17 protein-coding genes are annotated in these 17,635 nt (G+C 30.7%); 15 read left to right on the top strand and 2 right to left on the bottom strand.

What is annotated here, in order from left to right; genetic code table 11:
* Positions 1-416: 416 nt before the first annotated feature.
* The gene (locus PGC14_RS05485) at positions 417-2,621 is read left to right on the top strand and encodes a peptidase domain-containing ABC transporter (protein ID WP_271629743.1); all 2,205 of its coding nucleotides are present in this window, start codon (positions 417-419) and stop codon (positions 2,619-2,621) included.
* The gene (locus PGC14_RS05480; RefSeq protein WP_271629742.1) at positions 2,618-3,535 is read left to right on the top strand and encodes a biotin/lipoyl-binding protein; all 918 of its coding nucleotides are present in this window, start codon (positions 2,618-2,620) and stop codon (positions 3,533-3,535) included. Before PGC14_RS05485 ends, PGC14_RS05480 begins: the two co-directional genes overlap by 4 nt.
* Here PGC14_RS05480 and PGC14_RS05475 read toward each other — a convergent pair.
* The gene (locus PGC14_RS05475) at positions 3,465-4,694 is read right to left on the bottom strand and encodes an IS256-like element ISCsa2 family transposase (RefSeq protein ID WP_011915673.1); all 1,230 of its coding nucleotides are present in this window, start codon (positions 4,692-4,694) and stop codon (positions 3,465-3,467) included. The two genes, PGC14_RS05480 and PGC14_RS05475, sit on opposite strands and share 71 nt — an antisense overlap.
* Before the next feature lie 131 nt (positions 4,695-4,825).
* Here PGC14_RS05475 and PGC14_RS05470 point away from each other — a divergent pair, with 131 nt between their 5' ends.
* The 10 genes from PGC14_RS05470 to PGC14_RS05425 all read left to right on the top strand — a co-directional run bounded on the left by PGC14_RS05470 (position 4,826) and on the right by PGC14_RS05425 (position 14,056).
* Complete coding sequence (locus tag PGC14_RS05470) at positions 4,826-5,335, top strand: HlyD family secretion protein (protein WP_271629741.1); 510 nt, start codon at positions 4,826-4,828, stop codon at positions 5,333-5,335.
* An 83-nt stretch (positions 5,336-5,418) separates the two neighbouring features.
* Complete coding sequence (locus PGC14_RS05465) at positions 5,419-5,655, top strand: hypothetical protein (protein ID WP_039763898.1); 237 nt, start codon at positions 5,419-5,421, stop codon at positions 5,653-5,655.
* A 58-nt stretch (positions 5,656-5,713) separates the two neighbouring features.
* Entirely contained in the window at positions 5,714-5,926 is a 213-nt protein-coding gene (locus PGC14_RS05460; RefSeq protein WP_039763895.1) for a hypothetical protein, read from the top strand.
* A gap of 158 nt (positions 5,927-6,084) precedes the next feature.
* A complete protein-coding gene (locus tag PGC14_RS05455) occupies positions 6,085-7,176 on the top strand; it encodes a hypothetical protein (protein WP_045169483.1) in 1,092 nt (363 codons plus the stop codon).
* 15 nt (positions 7,177-7,191) lie between these two features.
* Positions 7,192-7,380 (top strand): hypothetical protein, encoded by a 189-nt coding sequence (locus tag PGC14_RS05450; RefSeq protein ID WP_045169484.1) that lies wholly within the window; start codon positions 7,192-7,194, stop codon positions 7,378-7,380.
* Between the two features lie 33 nt (positions 7,381-7,413).
* Positions 7,414-10,524, top strand: coding sequence for a type 2 lanthipeptide synthetase LanM (gene lanM, locus PGC14_RS05445; protein WP_271629740.1), 3,111 nt, complete (start codon positions 7,414-7,416; stop codon positions 10,522-10,524).
* Positions 10,521-11,291: a flavodoxin family protein gene (locus tag PGC14_RS05440; protein WP_051109327.1), complete on the top strand. Its 771-nt coding sequence runs from the start codon at positions 10,521-10,523 to the stop codon at positions 11,289-11,291. Before lanM ends, PGC14_RS05440 begins: the two co-directional genes overlap by 4 nt.
* A 225-nt stretch (positions 11,292-11,516) precedes the next feature.
* Positions 11,517-12,689, top strand: coding sequence for an ABC transporter permease subunit (locus PGC14_RS05435; RefSeq protein WP_271629739.1), 1,173 nt, complete (start codon positions 11,517-11,519; stop codon positions 12,687-12,689).
* A 32-nt stretch (positions 12,690-12,721) separates the two neighbouring features.
* Positions 12,722-13,669, top strand: a complete 948-nt coding sequence (locus PGC14_RS05430; RefSeq protein ID WP_039766738.1) for an ABC transporter ATP-binding protein — start codon at positions 12,722-12,724, stop codon at positions 13,667-13,669.
* A 165-nt stretch (positions 13,670-13,834) separates the two neighbouring features.
* Complete coding sequence (locus PGC14_RS05425; protein WP_039766736.1) at positions 13,835-14,056, top strand: hypothetical protein; 222 nt, start codon at positions 13,835-13,837, stop codon at positions 14,054-14,056.
* 312 nt (positions 14,057-14,368) lie between these two features.
* Here PGC14_RS05425 and lexA read toward each other — a convergent pair whose 3' ends face one another.
* Positions 14,369-15,565 carry a transcriptional repressor LexA gene (lexA, locus tag PGC14_RS05420; RefSeq protein ID WP_271629857.1) on the bottom strand — a complete coding sequence of 399 codons (1,197 nt, stop codon included), beginning with the start codon at positions 15,563-15,565 and terminating at the stop codon, positions 14,369-14,371.
* Between the two features lie 697 nt (positions 15,566-16,262).
* Between lexA and PGC14_RS05415 the strand changes: the two genes are divergently transcribed.
* The 3 genes from PGC14_RS05415 (at position 16,263) to PGC14_RS05405 (ending at position 17,269) form a co-directional block, all read left to right on the top strand.
* On the top strand, positions 16,263-16,481 hold the full coding sequence (locus PGC14_RS05415; RefSeq protein WP_039766846.1) for a hypothetical protein: 219 nt from the start codon (positions 16,263-16,265) through the stop codon (positions 16,479-16,481).
* The gene (locus PGC14_RS05410) at positions 16,478-16,909 is read left to right on the top strand and encodes an amidase domain-containing protein (protein ID WP_039766842.1); all 432 of its coding nucleotides are present in this window, start codon (positions 16,478-16,480) and stop codon (positions 16,907-16,909) included. The genes PGC14_RS05415 and PGC14_RS05410 overlap by 4 nt, the downstream gene beginning before the upstream one ends.
* A 78-nt stretch (positions 16,910-16,987) precedes the next feature.
* Entirely contained in the window at positions 16,988-17,269 is a 282-nt protein-coding gene (locus tag PGC14_RS05405) for a hypothetical protein (protein ID WP_039766839.1), read from the top strand.
* Positions 17,270-17,635 lie beyond the last annotated feature (366 nt).

The following is a 17,635-nucleotide window of genomic DNA, read 5'->3' as shown; positions in this document are numbered from 1 at the left end:
GTTCTGTTCTTTATTTTTTATCTTCCCTTATGTTTTGTTGCAGCTTTTCTCTAAAGATCAAAATTATAATACGATGGGGCTTTTTTCTTTTGTTACTACATTTACTCTATATGGTTATTTCTTTTATTCAACAAACTATATATTTTAACTATTTGCAAATTTGGCCTTGATATAAACTCAAGAAAATTTAAGAACTTTTAAGCTATTTAAAGAAAAGTGTATTCTGAGCTCAAAATTTGGTTGAAAATTGGCTAAAAAAAAAAAAAAAAAACGGGATTGACAGAGTGAAAATGTATAAGATAAAATTTGCATAGAAATTCCAAGAAGAAGTTTACAGAAAAAATAGTTCAAGTACAAAACAGCCTAAATAAGAAAATAAAGAAGCAAATATATCAAAAATCAAGTGGGATGTAGAGATGAGGAAAAGATACTATTGTGTAAAGCAGCATGATATAACAGATTGTGCAGCAGCGAGCTTAGCAACAATTTGCTTGCAATATGGAAAAGAAGTATCGATAGCCAGAATAAGGCAGATGGCAGGGACAGACAGGTTTGGCACCACAGCATATGGAGTTGTAAAAGCGGCAGAAAAGCTTGGATTTGAAGCAAAAGCAGTCAGGGCAGAAGCAAAAGAAGCAATATTTGAGAAAATACCACTTCCGTGTATAGCACATGTACTGATAGATGGCAAGCTATTTCATTATGTTGTAATACATGAGATAAGAAAAGAAAGGATAGTGATAGCAGACCCGGCCAAAGGAATAGTTAAGCTAAAGCCAGAAGAGTTTTTTAAAATATGGACAGGCATTTTGATACTTCTTGTACCAAATGAGAGGTTCAAGAAAGGAAAACAAGAGGGGGTTTTGAAAAAGTTTTTTAAGTTATTGAGACCACAGAAGAATTTGATATTGAATATTTTTGCAGTGTCAGTTGTATATACCTTGCTTGGTATAGTGGCAGCGTTTTATTACAAGTTTTTGATGGATGATGTAATACCAAATCTTTTGAAGAATACACTTCACGTTATAGCAGCAGGTGCGATACTGATTACAATATTCAAGGTGATATTAGGAGCATTCAGGGTAAGGCTTTTAATACATTTAAGTCAAAGATTGGATATTAAGCTGATGCTGGGGTACTATGAACATGTGATTAAGCTTCCGATGAGTTTTTTTGGTAGCAGGAAGATAGGGGAGATAATTTCGAGGTTTATGGATGCGTCAAAGATAAGGGATGCAGTATCAGGTGCAACTTTGACGCTAATGATAGACAGCATAATGGCAGTGGTAGGCGCAATTATTTTATACCTGCAAAATTCCACGCTGTTTTTTATAGCCCTTGTGATGGTTTTGCTATATGCAGCAGTAGTGTTTGGATTTAACAGGGCATTGAGGGAAGCGAACAGGCAGGAGATGGAAGACAATGCAATTTTAACATCGTATTTAGTAGAGTCACTGAATGGGATAGAGGTAGTAAAGGCATTTAATATAGAAGAGGATGTAAATTTTAAGACAGAGAGCAAGTTTGTAAAGCTTTTGAAAGATGTTTTCAAGGTAGCGAATTTAAACAATTTGCAAAGTAATATAAGCAGCGCAATAGCAGCGGTAGGAGTTATGGTAATACTATGGGTAGGTGCACACAAGGTAATAAATGGGCAGATGAGCATAGGAGAGTTGTTTACGTTCAATGCACTGCTTGCATACTTTGTAGACCCGATAAAGAACTTGATAGGATTGCAGCCGATGTTGCAGACAGCAATAGTTGCAGCCGAAAGGCTTAGTGAGATTTTGGAACTCGAGAGTGAGTTTCAAGAAGACGAAGACAGGAAATTATCACCCAGTTTGAAGGGTGATATAGAGATAGAGGGTTTGAACTTTAGATACGGTACAAGACAGCTTGTGCTGAGGGATATAAATCTTAAGATAAGAAGAGGAGAGAAGATAGCGATAGTAGGTGAGAGTGGTTCAGGTAAGACCACGTTAGCAAAATTGTTTTTAGGATTTTATGATTATGAAAGCGGAGAGATAAGAATAAATGGCTATAACTTAAAGGATATAAACAAGAGGCATTTGAGGGAGAAGATAGCATATATATCACAAGACATTTTCTTGTTCAGTGGGACGATATTTGAGAATCTGGTGCTTGGAAACAGGGATTTAAAAATGGAAGAAGTAATTGAAGTGAGCAAATTAACAACGCTGGACGAGTTTGTAACAAAACTTCCTTTGAGATACAATACCATGATAGAAGAGAATGGAGCTAATTTGTCAGGCGGGCAGAAACAGCTAATAGCAATAACCAGGGCACTTTTAAAAAATCCTGAGATAATAATAATGGATGAAGCGACCAGCAACCTTGATTCTGTAACCGAGCAGGCGATAGGAAAGGTTATAGAGAAAATATGTGAGGGGATAACAACCATAATAATAGCGCACAGGCTATCCACTATTTTGAAATGCGACAGGGTTGTGGTAATGCATGAAGGCAGGATAGTAGAAGTGGGGACGCATGAGGAACTCATGGCAAAGAAAGGATATTATTATAACCTGTGGAGAGAGCAACTGATGGGACTTGAGCAAAAAGGACTTTTGGGTTTGGTTGGGAGTGCAGCTGGAGGATGAGAGAGGTAATATATGATTTTGGAGAGCTCAAGGAAAGCAAGCTTTTGTATGAATCAGAGATTCCAAGGTATGGACTTTTTATTACATATATTTTGCTTGCCTTAGTGATAGGACTTGTTTTGTGGAGTGTGGTAGGAAAAATTGATATAAATGTGAAGGTTCAAGGGATAATAAGACCCTGGGAAGATGAAGCAAAGGTGATAAGTTATGTTGGAGGGAAGGTAAAAGAGGTTTTTGTAAAAGAAGGTGAATATATAAAGAAAGGTGAGGTTCTATTTAAGATTGATGATGAAGAATATGTAAATAAGAGAGATTTTTTGAAACAGCAACTTAGCGAATATGAGAAAAAAGTTAATGATTTGAAAGAATTGAGAAATAGCATAGAAAATGGAGAAAGTCTCAAGAATAAAAATAATGCATACTATTTGAGGTACTTGAGCTATAGTTATGAGATAAACAAGTTAAGAAAAGCTGCAGAAGAAGCAAGAGTACAAAGAGAATACAGTATAATGGATTTTAAAAAGCAGATTGAGAGTTTGGATGAGAAGATTAAAAGTATTGATAAGTTTGAGAACATGTTAAGAGAAATAAAGGGAGTTGTAAACAAGGGTGAGCATATTAAGATAGAAAAATACGACATAGGGTATTTGGAATTTATATTGAGTGAAATAGAGGCTTACAATCAGCAGGTGAAGACAAAATCGGATGGTAGTAATATACAGAAGAAGATTTTAATATCGAAAATAGATTCAAAACTTGATGAGCTGAGGCAGTCAAAAAGTGAGATGATTTTGCAGAAACAGAAAATAGAAGGGCAGCTTGATTTGTTAAACATGAGACTTGTCAAGAATTTTGTGTTTCCATTTCATAGCGTATATTGTAGAGCTGTAATATATTGTAACTACATTTTTTAAGAATAGGTACTCCGTTTTTCCACTTGCCCCGACGCAAGTTTTCTCTTTGTAAATATATGTTTATCTCTAAAACTTCTACAGATTGAAAATAACCACCGGAGTTTATTCTTATCTTTTCAATCATACTGTTTACGCTTTCTACAGCATTAGTAGTATAAATGTACTTTCTTAAATCTTCAGGATACCTCATATGTGCAAGATAGAACTCTGCTTTTTCGCAAATACCTTTTATGAATCGAGGATATTTTGAGGAGTATTGCTCACAAAGAAGTTTGAACTTTGAAATAGCTTCGTCAAAATCAGCAGAGGAAGTTCTTAGTTTATCAAGCTCTTTGTTGAAAACGGAAGCATCATCTTTTGCCATATGTTTTCTGACATTGCGTTGAAGGTGAACAAAACATAGTTGATGGTCGGCAAGGGGATAAGCGAGTCTAACAGCATCGATAATGCCTGGAAAATCATCGCTTACAACTATTAAGACTTTTTTAAGACCTCTTGTAATTAAGTCGTCAAAGACTCTCATCCAATCGGCTTTGTTTTCTTTGCCGAAGAAAGTGTAGATACCGAAGATATCTTTTTTGCCTTCTAAATCAATGCCAAGCACGACATAGCAAGTAGCTTGTTTAACTTTTGAGTTATCTTTAATTTCGCAATGGTAACCGTCAATGATAAGAGCAAAAGCACTTTCAGGAAGTTCTCTTTGTTTGAAAAGTTGAAGCTCGTTTTTAAGATCGTTTTTGATTTTTTCGATTTCGTCTTCAGAATAAGGCAGATTCATGCTTTTAAGAGTTTGGACAAGAGAACTTTCTGAGTAACCATTGGCGACTAAAGACATGAGCAGGTCAGTGTATGAGCTGTCAACCCTTTTGTAGCGGTCAGGGAGAATGGAAGGTCGAAAGTTACCAGAGCGTGTGCGAGGAACAGAAATTTCAAGGCTGCCAACAGGTGTTGCAAGTTTTCTGCCGTAAAAACCATTGCCTTTATCGTTTTCGTTTTTAGCAAGGTAAACAGTTCTTTCTGATAACATAAAGCAATCGAGCAAGTTTTCCAAAAGCTGTTTTAAAGCTGGGCGAGTAGGATCATCTTTGGAGCAATACATATTTAATACTTGCTCGATAGCCATATTTTTAGCGGTTTCAAAAATTTCATTTTTCTCCATAATCGTGAGCCCCCCTTTGGTGATTATTTCAACACTAATTATACAGTGGACACAATTTTATTTTAACTCCCTTAAACATTTCGGGTGATGATATAAAAGGAGATATTGAGAAATATAAGCTGGACATGCTGATGCAGATTGATAATGAAATTAGTAATTTAAGTAATGAAATGAAGAACCTGAAAATCAACTTGGATGAAACTGAGAAATTGATAGAAAGCTGTAGAGTAAGAGCAGAAAAAGATGGTTATTTGGAATACAGCGCTGAACTAGTCAGTGGTGCGGTAGTAAGTAGCGGAGCTGAGATTGGCAGAATAGTTGGCAGTGGGTCAAGAGGATTTAGGGTTGTTGGATACATACCAAACACAAAAGGTGGTAGCATAGAAATAGGGCAAAGAGCAAAGGTAAAGATAGCAGGAGCAGATGGATTAAAAGTATTGGAAGGAAAGGTTGTAAGGGTATTGCAGGATATAAAGATAGCAAGCCAGAGTGGGCAAGGGTTTTATGAGGTTGAGGTAGAAGTAAAGAAAGTTCCAAAAGGTATTAATTTGAGGGCAGGGCAGGCATGTGAGATGAGCATAGTGGTTGAGCAGGAGCGGTTGATTGAATGGGTATTAGAAAAGTTGGGATTGAGGTTATGAGGTGAGGCAACAACCCTTTCATCAGCCGGCTGTGAGGGTTGGGATATATAATTAAATCAAAAAAATGAGGAGGTGTGAAAAGAATGAAAGAAAATTTGTCTTCATTAGTTGGACCAACTTTTGAAGAAATTGAGCAAATTGAGAAGTATTCTATAGCAGGAGGCTTTATATTTCTTGATGTAAATATAAATATAGATTTGAGCCAAATAATCAGCGCTATAAAAAGCAATTTACCAAAAATTACTGCAGCTTCTGCAGGAGCATCGGCAGCTGGTGCTATCAGTTATTATTATAGTTTCAAAAAAGGATGGGAACTGTAAAATGAATAGGAATAATTTAATACTTCATTATTAAATATGGAATGAAGGGGTGGCTTAAATGAGTTTTCAAATTTGTGAAGAAAGAGCAAAAGTATTGCTGGGAGAAAATTTTGAGAGTATGACTAAACAAGAGCAGGAAAATGTATGTGGTGGTATTGCATTTTTGCCAATTGTAACATGGTTTCTTGCAAGTGCGGCGGTAAGCGGTGGTTTTAGTGCTTTTATAGGATTGAGAGATGCTGTTCATTTGAAACATGGGAAAGAAGATTAACAAAAATTAATCTATCCTTCTTTCTAAATGGCATATTAAATTGAATTGAATTGTAATAAAGGAAGAGGTTGTCTTTATAAAATTATTGAATTTTTACATGAAAAAATTAGAATAAAGACAGCCTCTTCCGTGATTTTTAAAAAGGAGATATAGAGAATATGTTAACTATTATAAAAGCATTTGTTCTATTTATAGTTTTAAATATTACAACAATAGTATTTCATGAAATAGGTCATTATATAGGAGCAAAAATTTTGTGGGGAAACAAAGTTTTTGTAAACGAAATGGGAATACTTAATTTTGTAATTAAATTTAGAAATTCAAATTTGAACTCAACAAAAATAAGTATTGAAAAGAAAAAAGGTTTTTATGTGGGAGGATATTGTCAGTGTTCTTTTGCAAATATCGAAAAAGAAGAAGTTACAGATTTTTATAAAATACAAATTAAATTTATTTTACTTTTGTTAAATGGTATTATTGTCTCAATTGTTGTGGACTTTTTACTTTTGTATTTTATTTTGGGATATAGTGTTTTTAAGTCTTTATTAATAGCATTAGTTTATCCCATAGCATTAATGATAGTGGAAGTAATTGTATATATTGATAGAGGCTATAATTTTTATAATACATATCCGGATATAGTAGCTGTTTTTTATATATTAAAGAAAAATGAATTATTTCTTGAATGGGAACTTTATAGAGAAATTTTAATTACAGAGCATGAAAGGAAGTATGAAGAGGATAAAAAAGAGATAAAAAAGTATTTAATAGAAAGGATAATGTGTAAATTAAGAGAAAAACAAAAAGTTGAAAATATTAATTCACTGATTATGACAAAGATTATTGAAGAAATTTTACTTCTTTACGGGTTAGGATTATTAGAAGACTTTGTTTATAATATAAGTTTAGAAATAATTACGAATTTTATAAAGTTATCTAATAAAATGCTTACACAAAAAAAGAATCTAAAATCTTATATACAGATTTGTAATTTAATTGGAGCTTATTTGACAAGTTTAACATTACAAGGTAAGCACGATGATAATTTTGATAAATTTTTAAAAAGATATATTCTGTTAAGAAAGTATTTAAAGGAACAAAGAATTGAGACTAATATTTTATATGATAAAGTAGTTTATATGATATGTAAAGATGAAGAAATAAAAATCCAAAACAATGTAAGTCACAAATATATAGCTAATAAAATTGTTAAAATGGTCGAGGAAAAGCTAAAACTACAAGCAATGTAATGGGAAGGTGAAAATATGAAAGATAAAAATCAATTTGAAGATATTTTAGGGAAAACCTTTGAAGAATTAGAAGAAAAAGAAATGTATAAAGTAGTTGAAAACAGCAAGAAAGGTTATATTTTTGAATGTGCAAAGTGGTTTTTAATTAGTGGAACTATTAGCGGCGTGGCAAGCGTAGTAATAGGATTGTTAGCCAAAAAATAAGTTAAGGTTATTTATCAAGAAAGGGTGTAGAAAATGCAGGATTTCTATTTTACAGATGATTTTTTTGTAAAATCATTAAACATTTTAGAGAGAGTAAAATTATTTAAAGAAATTGGAGTTAAAAATTTTGAAATAGGAAATTTTGAAAATTGGCTTTTTAAAAGAGGGACCTTAACAATAGAAGATTTTTTTCATATGATTGATGTATATGGAATCAGTTTAGAAGATTTTAATTTAGCATTTGCTGTTCTTTCTGAAAAGCAAAAGAAAGTTGTTAGAGAAAAGGTGGAAAAAGCAAAATGGTTTTTGTGTTTGAAAGAAGTATTGGATAGTCTTAATAGTTTAAAAAATACGGATTATGGTTATCTAACAATTTCAAAACTCTTTTCAAGATGGTTTTGCGAAAAATTTTTAAGTGTAAACATTAATCTTGAAAATATTATCATAAATGAAGAGGTTATGAACAAAGTTGCTTATAGTTTAGATAATTTCTTGCTGAATATATATATAAAGACATTAATTTATGAGTATTACTTATGGCGTGAGAATAATAGTGAAAATATAAAAAATAAAAAAAATGTATTTCAGTTATTCATTCATTATTTACTCAATAATAAAGGAATATACAAGTTTATGAACGATTACCCTGTAATAGGTCGAACTATGGCACAAAAAACACTTAACTGGTTGGTATATTTCAGCAAAGTTATACATGATTTAGATAAACATTTTACAGAAATTAGTAAACGATTTGAAATAAAAAGCAATAGAATAACTAGTATAGAGATATTGGGAGATTTTCATCAAGAAAGCAGTGCGGTTTTGATAGTTATATTCGAAAAATCCAAACCGATATTATACAAGCCTCGAAATTCGTCTCTACAAAAAACAGTAGTTGAGTTTATTAAGTGGTGTGAAACGAAAGAAAAAAAATTGTTGGATTTAATATTTCCTTCCCTATATGATGGCGAAACTTTCACAATAGAAGAATACATACCTTATGTTGAATGTAACAATGAAGAAGAGTTAGAGAGATATTATCGAAGATTTGGACAATTATGTGGATTTGTTTATTTACTTAAAGGTAGTGATATACATTTTGAAAATTTAATAGCCCATGCTGAGTATCCTGTAATAGTTGATATGGAAACAATTGTGGCTCAGGAAAATAGTCAAAAAGAGTTATTTAGAGATGCGCGGTACTTTGCATTAAAAGAAATAAATGAATCAATCTTATCTTCGGGTTTAATTCCGTGTATGAGTTTTGTTGATTTCAAAACAGGAAAAGGAGTGGACGTTAGTGCATTTAGTGGAGGAGGCCAAAAATTACCATATAAAACATTAGTACTTAATGAAAAAGACATTGATAACATCAAATTTGATTATTCAGAAATAGAAATTTCAGAAGCACAGAATATTCCAAAACTGAGAGGTGAAAAAGTAGATTTTAGGAAATATGTACCGGAAGTTTTAAAAGGATTTATGACAGTATTAGAATTTGCAAGAATACACAAAGGTGAAATTATATATAAAATAGAAGAGAGTTTCAAAGGCAATATAAGGAGTAGAACATTATTGAAAAATACAGATAATTATTATAAGATGTTAAGTTTCTATTCGCATCCTAGTTATACTCAAGATTTTTTAGATTTAGAAAGATTGTTTGCTAATTTATGGGTTGCAAATTACAAAAACAAAATTGTAATTAGAAGTGAGATAGAAGATTTGATGAATTTTGATATTCCTGTTTTTTATCGAAAATTAAATGATAATGTATTAGAAGACAGTCATAATAGAAAGGTAGAGGGATTTTTTATTAATTCAGGATTTAACTTAATAAAGGAAAGGATAAAAAGTATAGACGATGAGACAGTAAGCAAACAAATATCAATTTTGCAAGCGTCATTGAATTATTTTGATGAAAAAATTGAGAAAATTAAGGGGAATAACCTATGTGAAAATGCGGGTGTTATTATAGAAGAGAACATAACTTTACAGAAAGAAATTCTCACAGAAGAAATAATGGAAATAGGAAACATTTTAGTAGAAAATGCCATTTGGGGAGCAAAAGAAAAATCAGTCATATGGAATGGTTTAATTTTTGACAGAATCAACAACACTAATGTTATATTACCTTTAGAAAGCAGTTTATTTTATGGGTTAAGTGGTATTATGCTGTTTCTTAGTTATGCTTTTTTACTTGTTCCAGATGAGAATTATATGAAGATTACAAAGACATTGTTTTATCAACTCTTTAAAGATGTAAAAAAAAGAATATATATAGTAAATCAGGAAGAAGAAATTAAGAGGATAGAAGATGTAGCTTCAATTTTATTATCTTTATTAGAGGTTTCAAATATTTATAAAGGCATATTTAGCAATATTAAAGAAGAATTACTACACTTAGTAGAATTGTTTTTTAAGAAGTTGTTAAAAAATGAAAAAACAATCCAAAGCAGTTTTATACTGAATTTTTTAAAATACTGTATAAATAAGTATAATATTGAACCTTTAATGAAATGTAAAGATATATACAGCACATTTGTATACGACAAATCCACATTGTCTACAATGGTCAAACAAGAGAAATACTCTAATAAGAAATACATACATTATGTTAACTTCTTATTAGACGCTGCAAATATATGCCAAAATAAATTTGCTTTTAATTATATTGTGAATAACTTTATAGAGTTTTTGGAACAGGTAGATAAACTTGTTATTTCTCAAAACTTTTTCGAATTATTATTAGTAATTTTGAAGATTTGCTCGAACGAGTTCAATAAGGAATATTTTAAGGTGTATGTGAAAAGATTAATATATGAGTACATTAAACCCTTCAAAGAAACAGATGAGCTTTTGAAAGGAAATAGTGGAGATATTGAACTTTTATTAAAATATTCTGAGATTTTTGATGTAGATTCAATTATGGAAATTATCAAAGAAAAAGTTAAATATATAGTTTTTAGAAAAAAACGAAAGGGGAAATTTAGTCTAAGATCAACTCCACAATATTTGCCATTAGGTTTGTTAGATGGAATTAGTGGAATTGGTTACACATTTATTCGACTTTGTTATAAAGATGCTTTTCCAATTATGGAGTTTGTATTTCCCATATCTTTTACTGAGGAGGAAGAAGTATGAAAGTGTTTATTTTTAATGGTAGTCCAAACGGAAATGATTCATTTTCTCTTTATGTTGCTGAGAAACTACTCACAAATATGGAAGCAATTTTAAACATGAAGTTTGAAATTAATGTGTTTGATACTAACAGATTTAGAATTAATCTATGTAAAGGATGTCTTACTTGTTTTAAACAAGGGAAATGCATATTAGATGAGAAAGACGACATGTTATTAATTAAAAATGCAATGGAAATATCTGATATTATTGTTATAGCAACTCCTGTGTATGCCGCAAATGTATCTGCTCAAACAAAAGTTTTTATTGATCGTATATCATATTGGTTACATTTATTCAAGTTATTAGGCAAGATAGGTATTCCAGTAGTAACAGCAAGTAGTAATTCGTTAATTGAGGTTACATTTTATTTGAAAAGAATAATGCTTGCACTAGGTTTAAATGTTTTTGAAACAATAGCTTATACAAAAGACTACCCCAATGTTGTCGATGATGAAACAAATTTTGAAGAAGAGCTTTTTCAAAAAGCCCAAAAATTGTGTGAATATTTAGAAAATCCCATGAAGATAAAGGTTCATCCCTTCCAGGAAGACTATTTCAAAACATTGAAAGATAATTTGATGTTGAGAGAAGATGAAGATGCTGAAGTAAACTACTGGCAAGAGAATGGCTATTTTGAATTTGACAATTATGAAAGTTTACTTTTGCACTTTTTAAAAAATAAAAACTCTTTAGTAATAAAAAAAGAGAATCTAAATAATTTTGTATAAAGTATTGACTTCTTTTTTGGTAAAAATTAAAATGAAAAATTAGGTAAATTTTTTGTGTTTTTTTAACTTCAGATTCTAAGACGTAAATATTGAAGAATAGTAGGAAACCAGCTTCAAATTTGTTTTTATAATATAGTATGTAAAAATCACCAGCGAATTGGCAAAAACACTTATTTCTTATCGGAACAGATAATAAATAAAACTGTATAAAAGGAGGCTACACAATTGTTATTGTATACTGAAATCCAAAAAATTATAAAAAGCAAAAAATTTTTTATTGCCTTAATAATCACAATTGGTCTCAATCTTTTTTATTGCTGGTTTGTGTATAATGAAAAGAATAAAAGTATTGAGTCTACAAAGCAATATGTTGCATATACAGAAAAACAGATAAAGGAATTGCAACAGAAATTAAAAAAAGAAAAAGACGACATGAAGAAAAGATTGTATGTGGAACAAATTAATGAATTGAATAGAATTGTTCAAAAGGAAAAATTAAAAATGCAGTATGCTTCTAACCCTAAAAAGGAAATAGAAGAAAGAGCACGATATTACAAGATGAGGTATGAAATTTCTCAGAAAGCAGGCGACTATAAAGAGCTTGAAATTAATAAGGTAAATTATCAGATTTTAAATGAAAATATAAAGAGGAAAAAATATTATAGTGTTGGTGGACAATTTGATGGATGGACTTATTTACTTAGTCAATCGTACGGAATAGCATTTTTTATAATTATTGTTTTAGCTTTGCTTATTGGAAGTGGTATAGTTTCAGATGAATATAAGGAAGGGACAGCGAAGATTTTAAAAACTATGCCTGTGAAAAGAAGTAATATTATTTTAAGCAAATTTATTGCAACTGTTTTGACTGTGTCCGCATTGGTCATTGGTATACAAATTGTATTTTTCATAGTTTTAAATCTTATAACAGATTCTTTTAAATACTACGATGTGTATTGTAACTGGATTTCTAAATATAAGGTGATAGGTTTCAAGATATATCCTGTTTCAGATGGTGTAAAATTGTTGAACTTACTTGAATGTAGTTTATTACAATTATTAACCGAAATTATTCTTATATTGGCTATATCGGGAGCTATCATGTTTTTCTCCACGATATTTGAAAACGGTGCATTTGCAAGTATTAGCTTTTTTGCAATAATAATAGTTATAAGTATTTTTCGTCAAAAAATACTTATTCTTAAAACACCTATATTAAAGTTGTTGTCGTTAATATTCCCTTGGGAACTATCGATGGTATATACAAATTCATTACCAGGAGAAATAGAATGGATTTATGCTTCATTCTATATTGTAATAGGGTTAAATTTATTGATGACAGTTATTTTTGTAATAGCTTCAATGAAAATATTTGAACATAGGGAAAAGGTATTATAAAGCTTGAGAGAGACTGAAGGAGGTAAAATAGCTTGGCTGAAAATCAAATGGAAATGGTAATAAAAGTAACTGACGTGGATAAGAAAATTCGAAACTTTCAAATTCTAAAAGAAATAAATTTTTCAATAGAAAAAGGAGAAATTGTTGGTCTTGTAGGACCAAATGGTGCTGGCAAAAGCACATTAATGAAAATATTATCGGGTTTATGGTTACCAAAACCAAAAGGGAAATGTTATATTTTGGGATGTGATGTAACTAAGGAACAAGAAAGAATAGAGGTTTTAAGAAGATCGTCATTTTTTATCGAAACACCAGCACTGTATCTTAAACTTAGTGGTTATGATAATATAGAACTGTATGCTAAATTAAAATATGGGAGTGCCTTTAACGTTAAAGATGAGGTTAATAGGTTAGCACCATTTTTTGAATTAGAAAATAAGATATTAAAAAGAAAGGCGAAAACATATTCATTGGGAACAAAGCAAAAGGTTAGTTTGCTTCAAATGTTTATTGGCAACCCTGAAGTGTTGATATTGGATGAACCTTTTAATGGATTGGACCCAACCACCACAATTAAAGTTAAAGAGCTCTTAAAAACACGGTGGAGAGAAAATAACATAACCGTTTTAATCTCATCACATATATTGAGTGATATAGAGGAGTTATGTTCAAGAATTATTTTTATCAAAAATGGTTCAATAATATTAGACAAAAATAAGGAAGAATTGTTAAAAAGAAATACAGTAGTGGTTTTTCATTTTACCGAAAAGGAGCATGTTGATATAGCGTGTAGGTTAATAAAAGAAAAATTACCATATGTAACGGTAGAAACTCAGTTTAATAACTCTATAAAAGTTCATAATCTAAATTCTCATTATGATGTTTTAGATTTATTACAGAATGAGGGTATAAAAGTTCGAGACATAGAAGAACAAAAAATGAGTTTAGTAGATTTTTACAAACAACTTTATTTACAATAATCAAGGACTTTTTAAATTAAAAGATATACCTGTTAGAGATAAAAATAGTTACAGAAGAAATAGGAGTTACTCTATAGTTTGCTAAGATTAGCGAACAATTACAAGGAAGTAGAACAAAATATTTTTTAAGATAATTAATTTTATTTTGAGTTGGGGGATATTCTTATGCTGATAGTTTTTTTTATATTATATTCTATTTTAGCCTTTTTATTTGCATTAGGAATTGTTAAAAGTAAAAGTAGATGGAGTAAAATTGCAATTATAATACCAATATATTTAGAATGTGTATCTTTACTTGCACTTTACAAACAAAATGTTGGCTTATATGGATTAGGCGGTTTAGTGGTAATTATTGTATTTTTATTAAGAAGATTTAAAATAGTTTGAGGTGGTAAGTTTGTTATTCTTTATCAAAACTTTAGATGGGTGTTCTGTCTGTCCATATTCTTTTGGATAGGACTTAGTCTGTCAAACATGTCAAACCTGTTGTAACTAATATTTACTAATAGAATTAAATATGAGTAATTAAAATCAGAGATTAAACAATAGGAATATTCTCAAACTTCAATAGTATATTAAAAAAGGAAAAATTTTGTTTAGATAATTTAGTAAGATGATTACTCACAAAATAAACATAAAGATAGTAAAAGGTGGGCGTTTTTTTTGAAAATCCCACCTTTTGTTTTTAAAAAAGTAATATCACCTCTTCTTTCTCATCACAGCAACAACTTTTCCAACTATACGAAGTTCTCCTTCTTTAATGTTAATTGGTTCATATTTGCTGTTTTCAGGAATGAGCAGGACTGTGCTTCCCATTTTACAAAATCTTTTTACGGTTATTTCTCCATCAAGCCATGCAATAACAATATCTCTGTTTTCTGCAGTATTGCATTTTTGAACAATTACAATATCCCCATCTTTTATATTTGCTTCCACCATGCTATCGCCCCTAACTTTGATAGCAAAATATCTTTCAGGGTCTGAGACAATAGAATTTGGCAGAAAAACCTTGCCAATTACCTCATCGGAGGTTTCAACAGGCGCTCCTGCTGCAACCTTTTCGTACATGTTAATCTTTAATACATCTTCTGGTTTTATTTCTATTGAATGTCCGTCATAAACCATATCAATATGATTTGTATCTACCAGTTTTCTAATCCTGTAGCTTTTGGAACGTCTAAAATCCACAATCTCATACTCTTCAACTTGAGAAGGAAGCATTCTTATATCAAAGTGTGGGAAATCATCAACATTTTCAAATCTGCTATCAAATATTAAAATGCTGTTTCCATCTGTTACAGCACCAAAAGAGCATTTTGGAATTACATTCAAATAGCTTTTAAGCTGTTCAACCCCATAACTTATTCCAGAAAGATATGGCTTTACCTCAAAAATTATAAATGGTACTTTTTCTTTATTTTGGTCATACCTAAACACAACAACATCCACAAATGCAGGTTTTGAAAATATACTTAGCTTGTACTCAACATCAATCAACTCTTCAGGGTATTTGTAAGTTTCAATGAGTTCATTTATTAGCCACTGGCGAACCTCTTCTTCTTTGCAGTAAATGTCTCTGATTTTGTTTATGTATCTGTAATCATCAATTCTTAGCTTGTAAAAACTGCGAAGAATGCATTTAGAATCAATTCGAAGAAGTTTTGTATTCAGCTCACTCAAAAATTTTGATGGTTTTCTTGAGCAGCACAGATACAGCCTTTCGTTTGCTCTTGTCATACCAACATAAAAGAGCTTTTTGTCAGTTGTCTCTTGCAGCTTTGCAACCTCATTGTCTTCACATGATGAGTATGGGATGGTATTGCTGTTAAGTCCAATGATAAAAACCACTTTGAACTCCAAACCTTTCTTTACTGGTCTTGTGATTTTATTATACACCAGAGACAATTTTATTTTAGCACCCATAAAACTTATCAGTACGAATAAGATTTCAGGTGAAGAAGAGAAGATATTAGATATTGTAATTGCGAAATATGAGTAGGTAGGAATGGAAAAGTCATTCTACCCAAAACGTTTTTCAACAAGAGAGGAATTTTAAATTATTTTAATTGTAAATTTCGGAGCATAGAAAGAAGGTTTATATTCTTAAAAATTCATGTAACAGACTGTTTATATCATGGATGTACAAAACAAAAAGATTCACTTTTTCAATAAATTTTACAGAAAATAAGAGAAAGATTAAAAGAAATAAAGCTATATAAGGTTGAGTTTAAAAAATAGCAAGTAATAAAGAAAAATAAAGAAAAATAAGGTAAAATATTGATTGACAAAATTGGATAAGCAAAGTAAGCTTTTAATAAAAAGGTTAAACAAAAAAAGGTTTTAAAAGAAAATATAGATATAACATTAATAAAACATAAACAAAAGGGTATTGTAAAGATAGTAAACTAACAGTAGGTATAAGAGTAAAGAAAATTACTGTTATGTAAGACAAATAAATATTATGAAGTAATAAGGAAGTTTTGTAAAAAGTCTATATTGGACAATATGCAAGCAGTATGGCAAAACCTCTTTTGCGCGCAAAGAGGTTGTATTATAAAAACTAAATAATTTCCATAAGAGGAGGTTTATAAAAATGAAGTATAAAAACAATGTTAGAAAAATTTACATGTTACTTGTTGTAGTTACTATGTTATTATCATCAATATTGTTTGTTATTCCAAGCTCAAGAGCGGATGAAGTATCGACAAATTTAGGTACACAAGCAGAAAATTATGCGGATGAAATTATGAAGGTTCATCTTGAAGAGGTAAAAAAGTATAGGAAGGCAAAGAAATATTTGAAACAATTTTGAAAGACAGCAAGATTAAAGCAAAATATGGGAGTGAAGAGTATTGGAAAAAACTTATTGAGCTTGCAGACCCTGCAGGAGAATTGAGGAAGCAGGATCCAGAAAAGTGGGAAAAAATATATGAGTATGCATATGAATATAGTTTGAAATATGGTAAAAAAACAACAAAGGATAAACAAGAAGATAAAGATGGTTCAATAGGTACAAAAAGTACAACGCCTTTTCCTGGTGGAGGGGGTGGTGCATACAACAGAGATGGAGCAGTAAATTATGCATACACGTATGTATACAACTATAATAAAGCATATCACAAGTTTTCAGCTGATTGTACAAATTTTGTATCACAGTGTTTAAAAGAAGGCGGGGGCATACCGATGGTGGACGAGTGGTGGAATGGATACTGGGATTCAGATTTCAGACCTAAAAGATAAATATCCGAAAGCCCAGTTTAGATATATCCACATAATATATTAATTAAAAATGCAAGGATAGGAATGGTGGCTATAAAAATGAAAAAATTACTTTCAATTTTGATTATAGTGTTAGTCATTTTTGCAGGAGTTGGGGCTTACTACTATATAGTAAAATATACTTTATATGATCCCGTGAAAACTTTAAAAATAAGTGACCCTACAATAAAGATTTATTTTTCATCCAACGAGAGAGAGCCTTTTTATGGAGATAATGATTACAATGGTAAAAAGCCTGATTACAAAAAACATAGGATAATTGAGTATTATGTTGATGCAGCCAATACAGGACCACGATACAAAAATAGTGTTTTATTATAATTCCAATAGTTCCTAAGGAATTTGAAAAGAAATACGTATTAAAAGGTGGCAGAGATTTTATAATTAATTTAAATCCACCTAAAAAAGGCAGAATATTTTATGTACCAGTAAGATATTACTATTTAACTGAAGGAAATCCGCAAAAGGTAAAAGAGATAGTTTCAAAATACAATAAAGCAAAAATAATATGGGAAGAAGGCGGAAAGAAATATGAGAAGATTATTGAGATGAAGGTTAAGATTTTGGACTGATGCAACAGACTATTGTTAAGAGTTGTAATTAAGGAAAAAATATAGCAGGTTTTATTAGGAGAGCCTTAGGTACTGTCCAGAAACATTAATTTTTAATAACCAGAAATCAAGTATT

It is taken from the genome of Caldicellulosiruptor sp. DIB 104C (genome assembly GCF_028198085.1).
GTDB lineage: Bacteria > Bacillota > Thermoanaerobacteria > Caldicellulosiruptorales > Caldicellulosiruptoraceae > Caldicellulosiruptor > Caldicellulosiruptor saccharolyticus.
Note: the sequence above shows the minus strand (reverse complement) of the source record. Positions and strands in the feature narration are given on the sequence as shown.

Bases quoted from the DNA above. Each gene is read 5' to 3' on its own strand.
- PGC14_RS05425 (WP_039766736.1), top strand. From the start codon at position 13,835: ATGCTGATAGTTTTTTTTATATTATATTCTATTTTAGCCTTTTTATTT.
- PGC14_RS05450 (WP_045169484.1), top strand. From the start codon at position 7,192: ATGAAAGATAAAAATCAATTTGAAGATATTTTAGGGAAAACCTTTGAA.
- PGC14_RS05470 (WP_271629741.1), top strand. From the start codon at position 4,826: ATGCAGATTGATAATGAAATTAGTAATTTAAGTAATGAAATGAAGAAC.
- PGC14_RS05485 (WP_271629743.1), top strand. From the start codon at position 417: ATGAGGAAAAGATACTATTGTGTAAAGCAGCATGATATAACAGATTGT.
- PGC14_RS05440 (WP_051109327.1), top strand. From the start codon at position 10,521: ATGAAAGTGTTTATTTTTAATGGTAGTCCAAACGGAAATGATTCATTT.
- lanM (WP_271629740.1), top strand. From the start codon at position 7,414: ATGCAGGATTTCTATTTTACAGATGATTTTTTTGTAAAATCATTAAAC.
- PGC14_RS05460 (WP_039763895.1), top strand. From the start codon at position 5,714: ATGAGTTTTCAAATTTGTGAAGAAAGAGCAAAAGTATTGCTGGGAGAA.
- PGC14_RS05405 (WP_039766839.1), top strand. From the start codon at position 16,988: ATGAAAAAATTACTTTCAATTTTGATTATAGTGTTAGTCATTTTTGCA.
- PGC14_RS05465 (WP_039763898.1), top strand. From the start codon at position 5,419: ATGAAAGAAAATTTGTCTTCATTAGTTGGACCAACTTTTGAAGAAATT.
- PGC14_RS05455 (WP_045169483.1), top strand. From the start codon at position 6,085: ATGTTAACTATTATAAAAGCATTTGTTCTATTTATAGTTTTAAATATT.
- PGC14_RS05475 (WP_011915673.1), bottom strand. From the start codon at position 4,694: ATGGAGAAAAATGAAATTTTTGAAACCGCTAAAAATATGGCTATCGAG.
- PGC14_RS05415 (WP_039766846.1), top strand. From the start codon at position 16,263: ATGAAGTATAAAAACAATGTTAGAAAAATTTACATGTTACTTGTTGTA.
- PGC14_RS05480 (WP_271629742.1), top strand. From the start codon at position 2,618: ATGAGAGAGGTAATATATGATTTTGGAGAGCTCAAGGAAAGCAAGCTT.